Consider the following 16,069-nt stretch of genomic DNA (forward strand, 5'->3'; position numbering starts at 1 on the left):
GGCCCTTCGCCGACCCGGTGCCGAGGCGCCGCATCGCCCTAGTCTGGCGCCGGGAGGCCGCGCGCGGCGCCGAGTTCCGCATCCTCGCCGACTTCCTGCGGACCCATCTGCCGCCGGGGGCGCAGCCGGTGCAGGAGATGGTCGACGCGGGGAAGGGGTGAGTTCGCGGGCCGCTTCTTCGTCGTGACGGGGCCCGGGCGCCGTGATCGGGAACGGGGACTTCGCGGACCCGGAAAGCGCGCTGAAGACCGCTGGGGAGGATATCGGCCGGCTGGTCCGTCAGGCCGAGGAGGCCGGCATCAATCCCGAGGTCCCGAGATTCGAGGCCGCCCTGTTCAGGCGGGCGATCGAGGCGGGCTGCGGAGCCGAGGAGCACGCGGCACTGGTCAAGGTGCTCCGCCGGGCGGCGTGACGGCGCAGGGGCGGGGAGGCGGCCTCAGGCCGCCACCTCCGCCAGCACCGCGTCCAGCTCCGCGGGATCGATGCGGAAATGCCAGTGATAGGGGGTCAGGCTGCCGACCGAGCGCGTCGGCGGCCCGCCCAGGGCGCGGTGCTCCTGGCCCAGCAGTCCGGTCATGCGGGTGTAGAAGTCCGGCAGGTGGCCGGCGGGGTGCAACTCGACCAGCACCGCGCCGGGCGGGGCGAACAGCATGTTGGTGCAGCCGGCGCCATGGACCGAGAGCACGATTTGCGCCCCGGCGAACAGGGCCGCCTGACGCTCGACGGGCAGGGTCTCCGGGCGCACGGGAACGAAGCCGCGCGCACGGGCGACCTCGACGAGCTGTGCTTCGTTCTCGCAACGCCGGAACGCCGTCTCGCCGCGCAGCAGCATGATCCGGCGCGGGCCGTCCGGCTCGGGCACGGCGAAGGACGCGCAGCGCCGGCGCAGCCACGACGCGGTGTCGGGCGCGAGCGCCGAGCACATCCATTCCGGCACGCCCCCCGGTCGCAGCCTGCGCCCGGGAAGGCGGGGCACCCACAGCTGGCGGAAGCGCGCGATCGTCCCCGGTTCGGCCGGGCGCAGGCGCGCGGGGTCGACGCCCAGAAGCTCCAGCAGGCGCTGCTCGTAGGGCGCCGGGCGGGAACTGGTCACCAGGGGCAGGTGGCGCCACGGACCCTCGGCCTCGAGGGCGGACAGGCGGGGCAGATAGTCGGCCAGCCAGTGGTAGTAGTTGTGCGCCCCGCCCAGGAACAGGCACGGCTCCTCGACCTCGCGTTCGGGAAAGCCGGTCCTGGCCAGCACCGCGCCCTCGCGGCCGAACAGCGTCACCAGCCCGTCGTCGCCGATCGGCAGGTGGAAGACGAGATCGGGCAGCAGCCGGTCGCCGTCGAGTATGTGCCAGTGGTCGGCGAACAGCCCGGCGCCCGACAGCTCGACGACGTCGCCCAGCGGCGCTTCTCCAGCTGCCGGCTGGTCGGCGAGGCTCGCGAGCCGCAGGACCGTCTCGCCGGGGGCCGGCTCGCCGCGGGCGAGACGCAGCTTCCGGCCGGCGTCCCGGCGGATGCGCTCCGCGCTCGGGCGGGCGGCGGCGCGCTCGTCCAGAAGCCGCGCCCAGCATTCGGCGGCCTCGGCCGGCCGGCCGGCCTCCTCGCAGGCGCAGCCGAGGTTCCACAGGGCCTCGACGACGCCGTCCGCGCCGGCGGCGGCCAGGGCGGCGCGGAAATGCGCGATGCCGTCGTCGTGGCGCTCCTGCGCCATCGCGATCGTCGCGAGCACGCCGTGGGCGCGGCCGGTCTCGGCCCCGGAGGCCAGCAGCGAGCGGGCGAGGTCGGCCGCGTCTTCGGCCCGGTCCTTCGTGCGCAGCACCTCGGCCAGCGTCGCCCGGGTGGCGGCGGCCTCCGGCCCCGCGGCGAGTGCCGCGCGCAACGCCTGCTCCGCCTGCCCGATCAGTCCCAGGCGGGCGCAGGCGACGCCGAGATTGTGCAGGAGATCGGGCGCGCCGGGACTTGCGGCCAATGCCCGCTCCAGCAGCTCGGCGGCGGCGGGCTCGTCGCCCTCGTCGATCAGGTCGGAGGCGAGCTCGTTGAGCAGGCGGGGGACGCCGCCGAACCGGGCGGCGAGGTCGTCGCGCGCCCGCCGGCATCCCGGCAGGTCGCCGGCGTCGCGCAGGCTGCGGCCCAGGAAGAGCAGCGCCTCGCCATGGTCGGGGGCGAGGCGGCACGTCTCCTCGAAGGCGCGCGCGGCGGCCGCGGGCGAGGCCGAGAGATGGAGGCTCAAGCCGTGCAGGAAGGCCATCGGGGCGTTCGCCGGGTCGGCGTCGCGCCCGCGCCGCAGCAACGCCTCCGCCGCCGCGGGCGTGCCCGCCATCAGGTGGAGCTGGGCGCGCAGGAACAGCGCCGCCGCCGATCCCGGGTCCGCGGCCAGCGCGCGGTCCAGGGAGCCGGCCGCCCCGGCGGCGTCGCCGGCGGCGAGCCGACGGCGGGCGTCGTCGAGGAGGGCGGCGGTCGAAGACTGCGGGTCGGGCATGGCCTCGCGGCACCGGGCGGCGGAAAGCTCCCCTCCCGTTGCACGTGAGGGGCGGTCCTTGTCAAGGCTCCAGGGGCTCAGGGTTCGAAGATGGCGCCCGGATTCAGGTGGGCCGAGGGGTCGAGGGCGCGCTTGAGCACGCGCATCAGCTCCAGGTCCAGCGGCGGCGCCGTGCGGGCGAACTCGCCGGCCTTGAGGCGGCCGATCCCGTGCTCGGCGCTGATCGTGCCGCCCAGCGCCAGCGTCACCTCGAACACGGCGTGCTCGACCTCGTCCCAGCGGGCGCGGAACGCCTCGTGCGCCATGCCCTCGCCGCGGCAGATGTTGAAATGGATGTTGCCGTCGCCGGCGTGGCCGTAGGGCAGGGGGCGGGCGCCGGGGGCCACCGCCGCCACCGCCGCCTCGGCGCCGGCGATGAAGTCGGGGACCGCGGCGACCGGGACGGCGGTGTCCATCCTGAGGCAGCTCGGGTCCTCGATGCAGGCGAGCGCGATCGCCTCGCGCAGCTTCCAGAAGCCGTCGCGCTCGGCGCCCGACCGCGCGACGACGGCGTCGGCCAGCAGCCCGTCCTGCGCGACCGCGACCAGAACGTCCTCGAACGCGGCCTCGATCGGGAGCAGGGGGCTGGCCGTCGCCACCTCCACCAGCACCAGCCAGGGATGCGCCGCGGCGAAGGGCGGGCGTATGCCGTCGATCGTCAGCGCCTTGTCGAGCGCGGCGGCCGAGATCAGCTCGAACGCCTCGACGACCTCGCCCAGCCCGTCCTCCAGCCGGCGCAGCAGGCCCAGCGCCGCGTCGGGCGTCGCCAGCGCCACCACCGCGGTCGCACGGCTGCGGGCGAGCGGGCGCAGGCGAAGCGCTGCCGCGGTGATGATGCCGAGCGTGCCCTCGGCGCCGATGAAGAGCTGCTTCAGGTCGTAGCCGGCGGTGTTCTTGCGCAGCAGGCGCAGGCCGTCCCAGACGCGCCCGTCGGCCAGCACCGCCTCGATGCCGAGGACCTGGTCGCGCGCGGTGCCGAAGCGCAGCGCGTTGTTGCCGCCGGCGTTCGTCGAGAGATTGCCGCCGATGCGGCTCTGCCCCGCACCGCCATGGGTCAGGGCGAAGCGCCGGCCGGCGGCCTCCGCGGCGGCCTGGGCGTCGGCCAGGACGACGCCGGCCTCGACGACCATGGTGTTGCCGACCGGGTCGACCGAGCGGACGGCGCGCATGCGCTCCAGCGAGAGGATGACCGCGTCGCCGGCCCCGGCCGCGCTGGCGCCGCCGCACAGCCCGCTGTTGCCGCCCTGGGGCACGATCGCGACCCCGGCCGCGGCGGCCCAGCGGACCGCTGCCGCGACCTCCGCGGTCGAGCGCGGGCGCAGCACGGCGAGCGGCCGGCACTCGTAGAGCTTCAGGATGTCGCGGCAATAGGGTTCGGCGGCGAAGGGATCGGTCACCAGCCCCTTCTCGTCGAGGACATGGGCGAGCGGCGCGAGGCGGGTATCCATCAGACCGTCTCCGGCAGTGCCGCCCGCAGGCCCGCGAGCACGGCGTCGGTATCCTCCGCGGTGCCGACGCTGATGCGCAGCGCCGAGCCGCCGCGCCAGGGCATCGCCTGGACCGTCAGCCCCCGCGCGCCGAGCGCTCGGGCCAGCTCGGCGGCCGGGGCGTCCGGCAGCGTCATGACGAAATTGGTGGCGGACGGCAGCACCCGAAGCCCCAGCGCCCGAAGTCCGCCCGCGAGCCGCTCGCGTTCCAGCGACACCGAGCGGACGATCGCCGCCCCGTAGTCGGCGTCGTCGAAGGCGGCGCAGGCCGCCGCCAGCGCCACGCGGCCGACATTGAAGTTGGGGCGCAGCTTCCAGAACGCGTCCGCGACGTCGCGCTCGCTGGCGAGAACGTAGCCGACACGCAAGCCCGCCAGCGAGAACGCCTTGGAGAAGGTGCGGGTCACGGCCCAGGGGCCGCGCCGGCCGCGCAGCGCGTCGAGCGCGTCGGGCGCGCCGGCGAAGACCGCGAACTCGTGATACGCCTCGTCGACCAGGAGGAGGGTGTCGTCCGGGACGCCCCGGACCAGGGCGTCCAGCTCCTCGCGGGTCAGGGCGCCGCCGGTCGGGTTGTTCGGCGTGCAGACATAGACCAGGCGCGTGCGCGGCCCGATCGCGGCCAGGGTCGCCTCGACGTCGACGACGCCGTCGTCGCGCACCGGGACCTCGACGGCGCGCGCGCCGGCGATCTGCACGCCCTTGCCGCAGGTCGGGAAGGTCGGGGTGGGCAGGACCGCCTCGTCGCCCGGCCCGACGGTGGCGAGCGCGCCCGCCACCAGCAGTTCGCCGCTGCCGTTGCCGAAGCTCATGCACTCGGCCGGAACCCCGGTCAGGCGCGACAGCCGCCCGGCCAGCGCGGTGCAGGTGTGGTCGGGATAGTAGCCGACGTGGCGGACCGCCGCGGCGACCGCCTCGACCACGCGGGGCGAGGGCGGCAGGGGCGACTCGTTCAGGTGCAGGCGCCGGATCGCGGGATCGGGGACGAGGTCCGGCTCGCCCGGCGAGGGAGAGGCCGGAAAGCTCAGCGCCCCGAGCCGGGGGTGCAGGACGGGGCGGCCTGAGTTCATTTGTGCGACCAGTCCTCGGGGTTGTCGGAGTTGTTCGGCGACAGGCCTAGCACGTCGCCGTCCGTCGTGCAGCCGAGGCCGAGCACGGTGCGGTTGGCGTAGGAGAAGTAGGCGGTCACCTGGTTGATCTCCAGGATCTCGCCGTCCTCGTAGCCGGCGCGGCGCAGCTCCTCCACCATTTCCCGGGCGACGCCCGCGGGGTCGCGGGTCAGCCGCTCGGCGTAGCGCAGGGCCAGGTGCTCGCGCGGGGCCAGCGGCGCCTCCTCGATCCTGCCGGTGTCCAGGGCGCCGCGGATCGCCTGCGCGCGCGCATCGTCGCCGAGCAGGCGGCGAAGGCCGGCGAAGTGATGGTCGACGCAGTAGGAGCAGCGGTTGAGCAGGCTGACCCAGACGCCGATCGTCTCCAGGAACCATTTCGGCACCCGGTTGGCGGAATGGTGCAGCACGTATTTGTAGATAGCCATGTGGCCTTCCAGCGTGTGCGGCCGGAGGCTGTGCGCCATCAGGATGTTGTCGACGTTGTCGCCCGGCCCCTTCACGCGGTCGTAGAGCTGGCGCAGGCGGCCGGTGGACTCGGCATAGGGAACGGTCTTGATCCAGGCCATGGGGGAAGATGTCTCCGTCAGGTGGGCCGCCGCGCTCAACCGAGCAGGAGGGCGTCGTCGGTCAGCTTCTCGCCCTGGGACTTGCGGAACAGGGCGAGCAGGTCCTCCACCGCGAGCGCGTCGCGCTCGGGACCGGCGGCGTCGAAGACGATCCGGCCGCGGTGGAACATGATGGTGCGGTCGCCGGTGTCGAGCGCCTGGGCCATGGAATGCGTGACCATGACGGCGGTCAGCTTCAGCTCGGACACGATGCGGCGCGTCAGGCCGAGCACGAAGTCGGCGGTCTTCGGATCGAGGGCGGCCGTGTGCTCGTCCAGCAGCAGGAGCTGGGTCTCGCCGGTGGTCGCCATCAGCAGGCTGACCGCTTGGCGCTGGCCTCCCGACAGCAGCCCGACCTTGTCGTCGAGCCGGTTCTCCAGCCCGAGGTCCAGCATCCTCAGCCGCTCGGCGACGTCCCGGCGCATCGGGCGGCCCGAGGCGAAGCGCAGCCCGCGCGGCCGGGTCCGGCCGTAGGCGAGGGCGAAGTTCTCGAGGATGGTCAGGTCCTCGCAGGTGCCGAGCTTCGGGTCCTGGAAGACGCGCGAGATCAGGCGTGCGCGCCGGTGCACCGGCCAATCCGTCATGTCGTGCTCGCCGACGACGACGCGCCCGCTCTCGACCTTCGCGGCGCCGGCCATCACGTTCAGCGAGGTCGACTTGCCGGCGCCGTTCGAGCCGATCACCGTCAGGAACTGGCCGTTCGGCACCTTGAGGTCGACGCCGCGCAGCGCCTTCGTCTCAAGCGGGGTGCCCTTGTTGAAGGTGACGTGGACGTCGCTCAGTTCGATCACGCCCGGTTCTCCTTGCGCATGATGCGGAACAGGGTGCCCCCCGACCGCTGGCCGACCAGCGCCAGGATCACGAGGACCGCGGTCACGATCTGCACGTCGGCCGCCTGTAGCCCGAGGAAGCCGGCGTTCAGCGCGAGCGCCACGGCCAGGCGGTAGAGGATCGCGCCCAGGATGCAGGCGAGCGTCGCCGCGACGATGGTGCGCGAGGGGAAGAGGCTGGTGCCCACGATGACCGAGGCGAGGCCCACGATGATGACGCCGATGCCCATATAGGCGTCGGCGGCGCCGAAGATCTGCGCGAACAGCGCGCCCGCGAAGGCCGTGAGCGCGTTGGCGATGCCCACGCCCAGCAGCTTCATGCGCCCGACGTCGATGCCGTTCGCCGCCGCCATCGCCGGGTTGGCGCCGGTCGCGCGCATCGACAGGCCGGTGCCCGTGGACAGGAAGGCGTCGAAGCCGAGCTTCACCAGCAGGACGAGGACGCCCAGGAAGACCGGGTTGACGACGTAGCCCGGCAGGCCGAAGGCCTGGAGGCTCGTGAACACCGTGTCGACCCTGAGCAGCGGCTCGTTCGGCCCGTCCATGATGCGCAGGTTGAGCGAATAGAGCGAGATCGCGATCAGGATGCCGGCCAGGATGTGCAGGATGCCGAAGCGGACGTTCAGCCAGGCGGTGGCGAGACCCGCCGCGAACCCCGCGGCGGCGGCGGCGAGGGTCGCGATCCAGGGGTTCGCCCCGGCGACGATCAGCACCGCCGCGACGGCGGCGCCCAGCGGGAAGCTTCCTTCCACGGTGAGGTCGGGAAAGTCCAGCACGCGGAACGTCAGATAGGCGCCCAGCGCGACCAGGCCGAAGACGAAGCCGGTCTCGAGCGTGCCGAGGATTTCGAAGAGGGACATCGTTGCCGTCCGTAGGGGAAAGCCGCCCGGAACCGCGCCGGGGCGTGCCGGCGCGGTTCGATGCGGGGCGGTCGGGCGCTATTCCACGACCTGGGTGGCGCGGGACAGGACGGCGTCGGGCAGCGTGACGCCCATGGCCTCGGCGGAGTTCCTGTTCACGGCGACCTTGAAGTTGGGCAGGCGCTCGTAGGCGACGACCGCGGGGATGTCGGCCGGAGCCTTGCCCTCCAGCACGTCCGCGACCATGTGGCCGGCGGCCCGGCCGACCTCGATGTAGTCGAGGCCGATCGAGGCGATGGCGCCCCGCTCGACGCCGCGCGTCTCGCCGCTGAATACCGGGGTGTCGGTGTCCTCGCCGATCTTCACGACCGATTCCAGTGCTGCGACCACCGTCGTGTCGTTGGGCACGTAGATCGCGTCGACGTTGCCGATCAGGCCGCGCGCCGCGATCAGCACCTCGTTCGTGGTCGGCGCGGGCGCCTCGACGACCTCGATGCCGCGCTCGGCGGCGAGCTTGCGAAACTTCTCCAGCGTCGAGACCGAGTTGTCGAGGCCGGGATTGTAGACGAAGCCGATCGTCTTCATGTCCGGCACGATCTCGCGGAAGAAGTCGAGCTGGCTGGCGAGCGGCGATTCATCCGAGACACCGGTGATGTTGCCGCCGGGCTTCTCGAAGCTCTCGATCAGGCGCGCCTTCAGCGGGTCGGTAACGGTCGCGAAGACGATCGGGATGCCGCTCGTGCCCGACGCCATCGCCTGCGCGGTCGGCGTCGTGATCGCGACGATCACGTCGGGCCGCGCGCCGGCGAACTTGCGCGCGATCTGCTGCTGCGTCGGCATGTTGCCGTTGGCGTTCTGGTAGTCGACGCTCAGGTTCTCGCCGACCTTGTAGCCGCGCTCCTCCAGGCCGGCCAGGACGCCGTCCTTCGTCTCGACGAGCTGCGGCACCTCGACGATCGTCGAGATCGCAACGCTCTTGGTTTCCGCGGCCTGAACGCCGGCCGTGGCCAGCATTACGCCCAGCGCGGCGAGGGCTCCCATCGAACGTATCGTCATGTCGTTCCTCTCACCCCTGTCGCGCGGATTGGTCCGTGCCGCGCAGCCACGGTGTTCGTGCCCATGCATACAGATTGATGTTGCACGATGTGGTTCGGTCGTTCATATGCTGGGAGACCATGGACGAGCGAGTCAAGATCGTAAATCCCGCCGGCGTCGGTCTCCTGCAGAAGGCCCTGCATATCCTGGACCTGTTCCAGCAAGACACGCCGTACTGGACGCAGGCCGACATCTCCCGGGCGACTGGGCTGACGCGTTCGACCGCGAGCCGTCTGGTCCGCTTCCTGTGCGAGAAGGGCTACCTGCACGAGATGGAGCCGCGCGGCCGCTACTCGCTCGGCCCGGCGGCGATCGACCTCGGGCGCCGGGCGACGGCGCAGCTCGACCTGCGGGCGGTGTTCCAGCCCGTGCTGGAGGAGCTGGCGCGCAAGACCGGCGAAACCGTGCTCGCCACGGCGACGACGCCCGCAGGCACCGCGGTCGCCTGCGTGGGGCAGGTCGAGAGCACGCGCGAGGGACTGCGCGTCTTCGAGACGATCGGTGCCGTGTTCCCGCTGCATGCGGGTGCGGTCTCCAAGGCAGTCCTCGCCTTCCTGCCCCAAGCCGAGCAGGAGAGGCACATCGCCCGCGGCCTCGAGCCGAAGACGCCCTTTACCATAACCGACCCCGACAAGTTGCGCACGGATCTCGCGCAGACACGCGAGCGCGGCTACTCGATCTCGCACCAGGAGACCTATCTCGGGGTCAACGGCGTCGGCGCCCCGGTGTTCTGGGGCGACGGCCGCCCGGCCGGCAGCATCGGGATCGCCTGCCCGATCCATCGCGCCGACGATGCCGCCGTCGCCCGTTTCGGCGCCCTCGTCGTCAAGGCCGCGGCGGAGGTGACGGCGGTGCTCGGCGGCAGGGCGAAGGCCGTTCCCGCCGGGCCGGCGGAGCCTGTCGGGCCGGCCGGGACCCGAACCCGGGCCCGACCCCAGGCCCGAACGAGGTCGAAGACCAAGGAGACCACGTGATGCGCGCCTGGATTTCGGGCGAGACGCCGGGCCGCGGGGGCCTCGTGCTCGGCGAGCGCCGGCAGCCGGGCACGACGGAAGGGCGGCTCGTCGTCCGGGTGCGGGCCGCCGGCCTGAACTTCTCCGACGGGCTGATGATCGACGGCGCCTACCAGGTCCGGCCGCCCCGTCCATTCGTGCCGGGGCAGGAGGTCGCGGGCGTGGTCGAGGCGGCCCCTCCGGGCGCGGGCTTCGAGCCCGGGGAGCGCGTCGTGGCCAAGGTCGACTGGGGCGGGTTCGCCGAATACGCCTCGGTCCGCCCGGACATGGCGATCCGCGTTCCCGACGGGCTGGACCTCACGGCGGCGCTCGCCCTGCCGGTCGTCTACACGACCTCCATGGTGGCGCTCACCCACTGCGCGGCCGTTCGCCCGGGCGACTGGGTCCTCGTCCACGCCGCGGCCGGCGGCGTCGGCCTTGCGGCGGTCGAGATCGCGAAGGCGCGGGGCGCGCGCGTGATCGCCACGGCCGGCGGCAGCGCCAAGCTCGCCGTCGCGGCCGAGCATGGCGCCGACTTCGGCATCGACTACCGCACCGAGGACTTCGTCGCCGCGGTCAAGGCGCTGACCGGCGGCCACGGCGCGGACATCATCTTCGATCCGGTCGGCGGCGACGTCGGGGAGGCGAGCCTGCGGGCGGTCGCCCATGACGGCACGCTGCTGGTCGTCGGCTTCGCCTCCGGGCGCATCCCCGCCTACGCCGCGAACCGCCTGTTGCTGAAGCGCGCCTGCGCCAAGGGCGTCTACTGGAACCATGACCAGGATCGCGAGTTGCTGGAGCGCATCGGCCGCGAGCTGGTGGCGATGCTGCAGGCCGGCACGATCCGCCCGCTGGTCGACGACCGCTACGGCTTCGAGGCGCTGCCGCAGGCGCTGTCCGACCTCGAGGACCGCCGTTCGACGGGCAAGCTCGCGCTACGCATCGCCGATTTCTGACCGAGAAACGAAATGAACCAAGCTTCCGCGAACAGTTCCGGAGCCCGCCCGCAGAACGGCGGGCGCCGCCCGATCGAGGGTGTGCGCGTCCTCGACCTCTCGCGGGTGATGTCGGGTCCCTACTGCTCGTCCATGCTCGCCGACCTGGGCGCCGACGTGGTCAAGGTCGAGATGCCGGGGCGCGGCGACGAGGGCCGCGCCTTCGGTCCCTATCGGGACGGCGAGAGCACTTATTTCATGATGCTCAACCGTGACAAGAAGAGCGTCACGATCGACATGAAGACGCCGGAGGGTCTCGAGCTGGTGCGCCGGCTCGCGAAGACGGCCGACGTGCTGCTGGAGAACTTCCGCCCCGGCGTGATGGATCGGCTCGGCCTCGGCTACGAGGCGGTGTGCGCGATCAACCCCTCCATCGTCTACGCCAGCATCTCCGGCTTCGGCCAGGAGGGGCCCCTGCGCGACCTTCCGGCCTTCGACCTCGTGATCCAGGCGATGAGCGGGCTGATGAGCCTGACCGGGCCGCGGGGCGGCCCGGCGACGGCGGTGGGCGAGTCCGTCGCCGACGTCGCGACCGGCATGTTCGCCGCCTTCGGCATCGTCGCCGCGCTGTTCCAGCGCACGCAGACCGGCGAGGGGCAGCATCTCGACGTCTCGATGCTGGACAGCCTGATGGCGATGCAGCTCACCGGGCTCAGCCGCCAGCTTCATTTCGGCGACACGCCGAAACCCGTCGGCAACCGCCACCCCGTGACCTACCCGGTCGACAGCTTCCCGACCGCGACCGGCGACGTCGTGATGGTGTGCTTCTCCGACGCGGCGTTCCGCGGCCTCGGCAAGGCGATGGGCCGCCCGGGCCTGGCCGACGACCCGCGCTTCCGCACCAATGCCGACCGCAACCGCCACGAGGGTGAGCTGCGGGAGCTGATCTCCGGCTGGACGGGCGGCCTGCCGGCGGAGGAGGTGCTGGCGGCGCTGCGCGACGCCGGCATTCCGGCGGCGCCGGTCTGGGACCTTGCGACGCTCGCGGCTTCGGAGCACGTGGCGGCGCGCGGCCTCGTCGCCGAGGGGCGGCACGCCCGCTTCGGCGCGGTGCCGCTGGTCCGCCAGCCGGTGAAGTTCTCCGCGGCCCCCGCGGACGCCGCGCCGACGACGCCGCTCCTGGGCGAGCACACCGAGGCCGTGCTCGCCGGAGAGCTCGGCCTCGACGCGGCGGAGATCGCCGCGCTGCGGGCCAAAGCCGTAATCTGACAGCGAGGAAACGATGCCCACGCCCACCAACAGCCGGGTGGTCCGCGCGCCGCGCGGCCGGGAACTCAATGCCCGCTCGTGGCAGACCGAAGGCCCGCTGCGTCTCCTCATGAACAACCTCGACCCGGACGTCGCCGAGCGGCCGGAGGAACTCGTCGTGTATGGCGGCATCGGGCGGGCGGCGCGAGACTGGAACGCCTTCGACCGCATCGTCGAGACGCTGAAGCGGCTCGGCGGGGAGGACACGCTGCTGGTCCAGTCGGGCAAGCCGGTCGGCGTGTTCCGGACCCACGCCTTCGCGCCGCGCGTGCTGATCGCCAACGGCAACCTCGTGCCCCGCTGGGCCGACTGGGAGCATTTCTCCGAACTCGACCGCCTGGGCCTGATGATGTACGGCCAGATGACCGCGGGGTCGTGGATCTACATCGGCAGCCAGGGCATCGTCCAGGGCACCTACGAGACCTTCGGGGAGATCGGGCGGCGCCATTTCGGCGGGCGCCCGCAGGGGCGGCTGGTCGTGACCGGCGGGCTGGGAGGCATGGGCGGCGCGCAGCCGCTGGCCGCCACCATGGCCGGGTTCGACGCGATCGTCGTCGAGTGCCAGGCCGGCAAGATCGACTTCCGGCGGCGCACCGGCTATCTCGACGAGCAGGCGGCGACGCTGGACGAGGCGCTCGCGATCGTCGAGCGCGCCCGCACGGCCGGCAGGCCGGTTTCGGTCGGGCTGCTCGGCAACGTCGTCGAGGTGCTGCGCGACCTGCTCGCCCGCGGCATCACGCCCGACGTCGTCACCGACCAGACCTCCGCGCACGACCCCGTCAACGGCTACCTGCCCGAGGGCTGGACGGTCGCGCAGTGGGAGGAGCGCCGCCAGTCCGACCCCGCCGGCGTCGCGGCGGCCGCGCGCGCCAGCATGGCGCGCCACGTCGAGGCGATGGCGGAGTTCGGCCGGCGCGGGGCGGTCGTCGTCGAGTACGGCAACAACCTGCGCGGCATGGCCGACGGCCCGGGCGTCGCGGCGCGCAACGCCTTCCCGGGCTTCGTCGAGGCTTATGTCCGGCCGCTGTTCTGCGAGGGCAGGGGGCCGTTCCGCTGGGTCGCGCTGTCGGGCGACCCCGAGGACATCCTGAAGACCGACGCCAAGGTGCGCGAGCTGATGCCGGACGCGCCGATGCTCCACAACTGGCTGGACAAGGCGCAGCGCCACATCCGCTTCCAGGGGCTGCCCGCGCGCATCTGCTGGGTCGGCCTGGGCGACCGCCACCGCCTCGGCCTCGCCTTCAACGAGATGGTGCGCAACGGCGAGCTCTCGGCCCCGGTCGTGATCGGCCGAGACCATATGGATTCAGGATCGGTGGCGAGCCCGACCCGGGAGACCGAGGGCATGAAGGACGGGTCGGACGCGGTGTCGGACTGGCCGATCCTGAACGCGCTGCTCAACGTCGCGAACGGGGCGAGCTGGGTGTCCTTCCACCACGGCGGCGGCGTTGGCATGGGCTACTCCCAGCATTCCGGCATCGCGCTGGTCGCCGACGGCAGCCCCGATGCCGACCTGCGCATCGCGCGCACGCTGTGGAACGACCCCGCGACGGGCGTGATGCGGCACGCCGACGCCGGCTACGAGCTTGCCGTCACATGCGCGCAGCGCCACGGCCTCGACCTGCCGATGCTGGGGTGAGCCGCCGCCGGCCGGCGGAGGGCTGATTCCCCCGCCGGGTCCATGCGTCTTGCCGTAAGTCGGATTCTGCCGCATGGCCGCGCTTTGCGGGCGTGCGCCCGCATGGCCGCGTTTTGCGGGCGTGCGCCCGCATGGCTGCGCACAGCGTCTCGGCGGAGAAAACTTAGCAACTTGACGAAGTTTCCGCTTGCGCCATCCGTGAATCGCGCGATAGTTAGCGACATGACTAACCATGGTCCCGATCTCTCGCTGCTCTTCCACGCGCTCGCCGATCCGACCCGCCGGTCGATCCTGACCCGGCTTGCCGAAACACCTGCGCGGGTGACGGATCTGGCCGAGCCCACGGGACTACGGCTGCCCACGGTGATGCGGCACCTTTCCGTGCTGGAGGGGGCAGGGCTGATCACCACGTCCAAGGACGGGCGGACACGCACCTGCGCCATCGTACCCGAGGCTCTGGATCCGGTGCGGACATGGCTCGATGAACATCGGGCCATCTGGGAGGCTCGGCTCGGCCGGCTGGATACGTTTGTGATGAATGTGATGAAGGAACGCGAAGAATGACACAGAGCCCCGCTACAAACGGCGCGACCCGTGCGATGCCTGATGACGGGAAGGCCCGCTTTGCGACGCTCGCCTTCGAACGGGACGTGGCCGCGCCACTGGCCGTACTGTGGGAGGCATGGACGGCCCCGGCCGCGCGGGCGGTCTGGGCCGCGCCATCGCCCTCGGTCACCGTGGAGTTCCTGGAGGCCGATACCAGGGTGGGTGGGCGCGAGGTTTCCCTGTGCAAGGTGGAGGGTCATCCGGACATCCGCTGCGAGTGCGGCTGGCTGGCGCTGCAGCCGGCGCTGCGCAGCGTGAACTACGAGGTGATCTCGTCCGAAGGGGTGACGCAATCGGCCGCGCTGGTGACGGCGGATTTCTCGGGATCGGACGAGCGCAGCCGGCTGGCCGTGACGGTGCAGCTTTCCTCGCTGGCGGAGGACATGGAGGCAGGCTATCGGGAAGGCTTCGGCGCGGGACTGGACAACCTCGCGGGCGCGGCTGAACGGACCATGGTGCTGCAGCGGGTGATTCAAGCGCCGCGGTCCGTCGTGTGGGGTGCGTGGATGAACCCCGAAACGCTGCCGCAATGGTGGGGCCCGGACGGCTTCTCCTGCCGGACGAAGAGGATCGACCTGCGGACGGGCGGCGAATGGGTATTCGACATGATCGCGCCCGACGGCACCGTCTTCCCGAACCACCATCTCTATCACGAGGTCCGGCCCGAGGAGCGGATCGGCTATACGCTGCATTGGGGCGAGAACGGGCCGAAACATGCCGACGCCTGGGCCTCGTTCGAGGATCAGGACGGGGCGACGAAGGTAACGCTCGGCATGGTGTTCAGCACGGCTGCCGAGTTCCAGGACGCGAAGGGCTTCGGTGCGGTGGAACTGGGACAGCAAACCCTGGGCAAACTGGAACGCTTCATTCGCGCGTCCCGCTGAAATGCGGCGACGTCCCGTCGCTCTCATCAGGGCTCGGGGGCGAGGTCCTCATCCATGCCGCGCCCGTCCTGGTCGGCGATGGCCGAGCCCGTGGCGAAGAACGCGATGAAGGCACGCAGCGCGGGCGGGCAGAGGCGCCGGCTGGAGTGGTAGAGATGGAAGCCGGGGAAGCGGGGGCTCCACCGGCCGAGGACTTCGACGAGCCTGCCGCGATCGAGCCACCGCCGGACCTCGATCTCGATGAGGTAGGCGATGCCGATGCCGTCCAGCGCGGCCTGGACCATCATCGCGGTGTCGTTGACCACCAGTGGGCCGTCGACCGCCACCTTCAACTCTTCGCGGCCGCGCTCGAACTCCCAGTCGTAGAGGGTGCCGCCCGTCGGCCAGCGGAACCGGATGCAGCTATGGTCCCGCAGGTCGGACGGGGCCGCCGGGGCGCCGTGCCGGTCGAGATAGTCCGGCGAGGCGACCACCGCGGCCCGCATGTCCTCGCCGAGCCTGACGGCGATCATGTCCTTCTCCAGGCGCTCGCCGAGCCGGATGCCGGCGTCGAAGCGTTCAGAGACGATGTCGGCGATGCGGTCCTCCACCGCGATCTCCAGCTCGATGCCGGGGTGGCTGCGCTGGAACGCGCCGAGGCGGGGGCCCACGAGGTACCGGGCCGCGATGCGCGGCATGTTGATCCGCAGCCGCCCGGCCGGCGCCGCGCGGAACTCCGCGACCTCCGCCAGGGCGCCGTCGAAGGCGCCGAAAAGCGGCGCGACGCGGTCGTAGAGCAGCCGCCCGGCCTCGGTCGGAGCGACGCTGCGCGTCGTGCGGTTGAACAGGCGGACGCCGAGACGGTCTTCGAGGCCGCGGATCGTCTGGCTGAGGGCGGGAGAGGACACGGCCAGACGGGCAGCCGCGCGGGAGAAGCTCAGCTCCTCCGCCACGGCGCAGAAGGACCTCAGCTCCGTGAACTCGCTGCCCTTCATTGTGTATCTCTGGCTTATTAAATTATTCGGATAATATAGGTTTATCGTCAGATTTGGAATGGCCGATCCTGCGCCCGACACGTTCCACGCATTCGGGATCAAGGCGCCATGAAAGTCTTCATCGTCCACGCTCATCCAGAGCCACGCAGCTTCAACGGGGCCCTGACCGAGACGGCCCGGTCCAGCCTTGCCGGCGCCGGCCACGAGGTCGTGGTCTCCGACCTCTACGCCATGGGCTGGCA

The 16,069-nt window shown here is 72.0% G+C and carries 16 protein-coding genes; 8 read left to right on the forward strand and 8 right to left on the reverse strand.

Features of this window, described 5'->3' with window-relative positions; all coding sequences use genetic code 11:
* The first annotated feature begins 202 nt into the window (after positions 1-202).
* Positions 203-412, forward strand: a complete 210-nt coding sequence (locus tag VGO20_RS25690) for an imine reductase family protein (protein WP_327505257.1) — start codon at positions 203-205, stop codon at positions 410-412.
* 24 nt (positions 413-436) lie between these two features.
* Here VGO20_RS25690 and VGO20_RS25695 read toward each other — a convergent pair whose 3' ends face one another.
* The 7 genes from VGO20_RS25695 to VGO20_RS25725 form a co-directional block, all read right to left on the reverse strand.
* Positions 437-2,467 carry a glycosyltransferase 61 family protein gene (locus VGO20_RS25695; protein ID WP_327505258.1) on the reverse strand — a complete coding sequence of 677 codons (2,031 nt, stop codon included), beginning with the start codon at positions 2,465-2,467 and terminating at the stop codon, positions 437-439.
* A gap of 77 nt (positions 2,468-2,544) precedes the next feature.
* Positions 2,545-3,954 carry an FAD-binding oxidoreductase gene (locus VGO20_RS25700; protein WP_327505259.1) on the reverse strand — a complete coding sequence of 470 codons (1,410 nt, stop codon included), beginning with the start codon at positions 3,952-3,954 and terminating at the stop codon, positions 2,545-2,547.
* Positions 3,954-5,060 carry a pyridoxal phosphate-dependent aminotransferase gene (locus VGO20_RS25705; protein WP_327505260.1) on the reverse strand — a complete coding sequence of 369 codons (1,107 nt, stop codon included), beginning with the start codon at positions 5,058-5,060 and terminating at the stop codon, positions 3,954-3,956. Before VGO20_RS25705 ends, VGO20_RS25700 begins: the two co-directional genes overlap by 1 nt.
* A complete protein-coding gene (locus VGO20_RS25710) occupies positions 5,057-5,665 on the reverse strand; it encodes a carboxymuconolactone decarboxylase family protein (protein WP_327505261.1) in 609 nt (202 codons plus the stop codon). The genes VGO20_RS25705 and VGO20_RS25710 overlap by 4 nt, the downstream gene beginning before the upstream one ends.
* Positions 5,666-5,700: 35 nt before the next feature.
* Complete coding sequence (locus tag VGO20_RS25715; RefSeq protein WP_327505262.1) at positions 5,701-6,495, reverse strand: ABC transporter ATP-binding protein; 795 nt, start codon at positions 6,493-6,495, stop codon at positions 5,701-5,703.
* Positions 6,492-7,394, reverse strand: a complete 903-nt coding sequence (locus VGO20_RS25720) for an ABC transporter permease (RefSeq protein ID WP_327505263.1) — start codon at positions 7,392-7,394, stop codon at positions 6,492-6,494. The genes VGO20_RS25715 and VGO20_RS25720 overlap by 4 nt, the downstream gene beginning before the upstream one ends.
* Positions 7,395-7,472: 78 nt before the next feature.
* Positions 7,473-8,450 (reverse strand): ABC transporter substrate-binding protein, encoded by a 978-nt coding sequence (locus tag VGO20_RS25725; RefSeq protein WP_327505264.1) that lies wholly within the window; start codon positions 8,448-8,450, stop codon positions 7,473-7,475.
* A 119-nt stretch (positions 8,451-8,569) separates the two neighbouring features.
* On the opposite strand from VGO20_RS25725, the gene VGO20_RS25730 reads away from it, so the two are divergent.
* The 6 genes from VGO20_RS25730 to VGO20_RS25755 all read left to right on the forward strand — a co-directional run bounded on the left by VGO20_RS25730 (position 8,570) and on the right by VGO20_RS25755 (position 14,853).
* Positions 8,570-9,463: an IclR family transcriptional regulator gene (locus VGO20_RS25730; RefSeq protein WP_327505265.1), complete on the forward strand. Its 894-nt coding sequence runs from the start codon at positions 8,570-8,572 to the stop codon at positions 9,461-9,463.
* Positions 9,463-10,437: an NADPH:quinone oxidoreductase family protein gene (locus VGO20_RS25735; protein ID WP_327505266.1), complete on the forward strand. Its 975-nt coding sequence runs from the start codon at positions 9,463-9,465 to the stop codon at positions 10,435-10,437. Before VGO20_RS25730 ends, VGO20_RS25735 begins: the two co-directional genes overlap by 1 nt.
* A 12-nt stretch (positions 10,438-10,449) precedes the next feature.
* Positions 10,450-11,685, forward strand: a complete 1,236-nt coding sequence (locus VGO20_RS25740; RefSeq protein WP_327505267.1) for a CaiB/BaiF CoA transferase family protein — start codon at positions 10,450-10,452, stop codon at positions 11,683-11,685.
* Between the two features lie 13 nt (positions 11,686-11,698).
* On the forward strand, positions 11,699-13,363 hold the full coding sequence (hutU, locus tag VGO20_RS25745; protein ID WP_327505268.1) for a urocanate hydratase: 1,665 nt from the start codon (positions 11,699-11,701) through the stop codon (positions 13,361-13,363).
* A gap of 222 nt (positions 13,364-13,585) precedes the next feature.
* Complete coding sequence (locus VGO20_RS25750) at positions 13,586-13,927, forward strand: ArsR/SmtB family transcription factor (protein WP_327505269.1); 342 nt, start codon at positions 13,586-13,588, stop codon at positions 13,925-13,927.
* A complete protein-coding gene (locus VGO20_RS25755) occupies positions 13,924-14,853 on the forward strand; it encodes an SRPBCC family protein (protein WP_327505270.1) in 930 nt (309 codons plus the stop codon). Before VGO20_RS25750 ends, VGO20_RS25755 begins: the two co-directional genes overlap by 4 nt.
* 26 nt (positions 14,854-14,879) lie before the next feature.
* On the opposite strand, the gene VGO20_RS25760 is transcribed toward VGO20_RS25755, so the two are convergent.
* Positions 14,880-15,827, reverse strand: coding sequence for a LysR family transcriptional regulator (locus VGO20_RS25760; protein ID WP_327505271.1), 948 nt, complete (start codon positions 15,825-15,827; stop codon positions 14,880-14,882).
* 108 nt (positions 15,828-15,935) lie between these two features.
* Between VGO20_RS25760 and VGO20_RS25765 the strand changes: the two genes are divergently transcribed.
* The coding region (locus VGO20_RS25765) for an NAD(P)H-dependent oxidoreductase (protein ID WP_327505272.1) at positions 15,936-16,069 on the forward strand (134 nt) is incomplete at its 3' end.

Source organism: Arenibaculum sp. (genome assembly GCF_035998295.1).
Classification (GTDB): Bacteria; Pseudomonadota; Alphaproteobacteria; order Azospirillales; family Azospirillaceae; genus DASYHS01.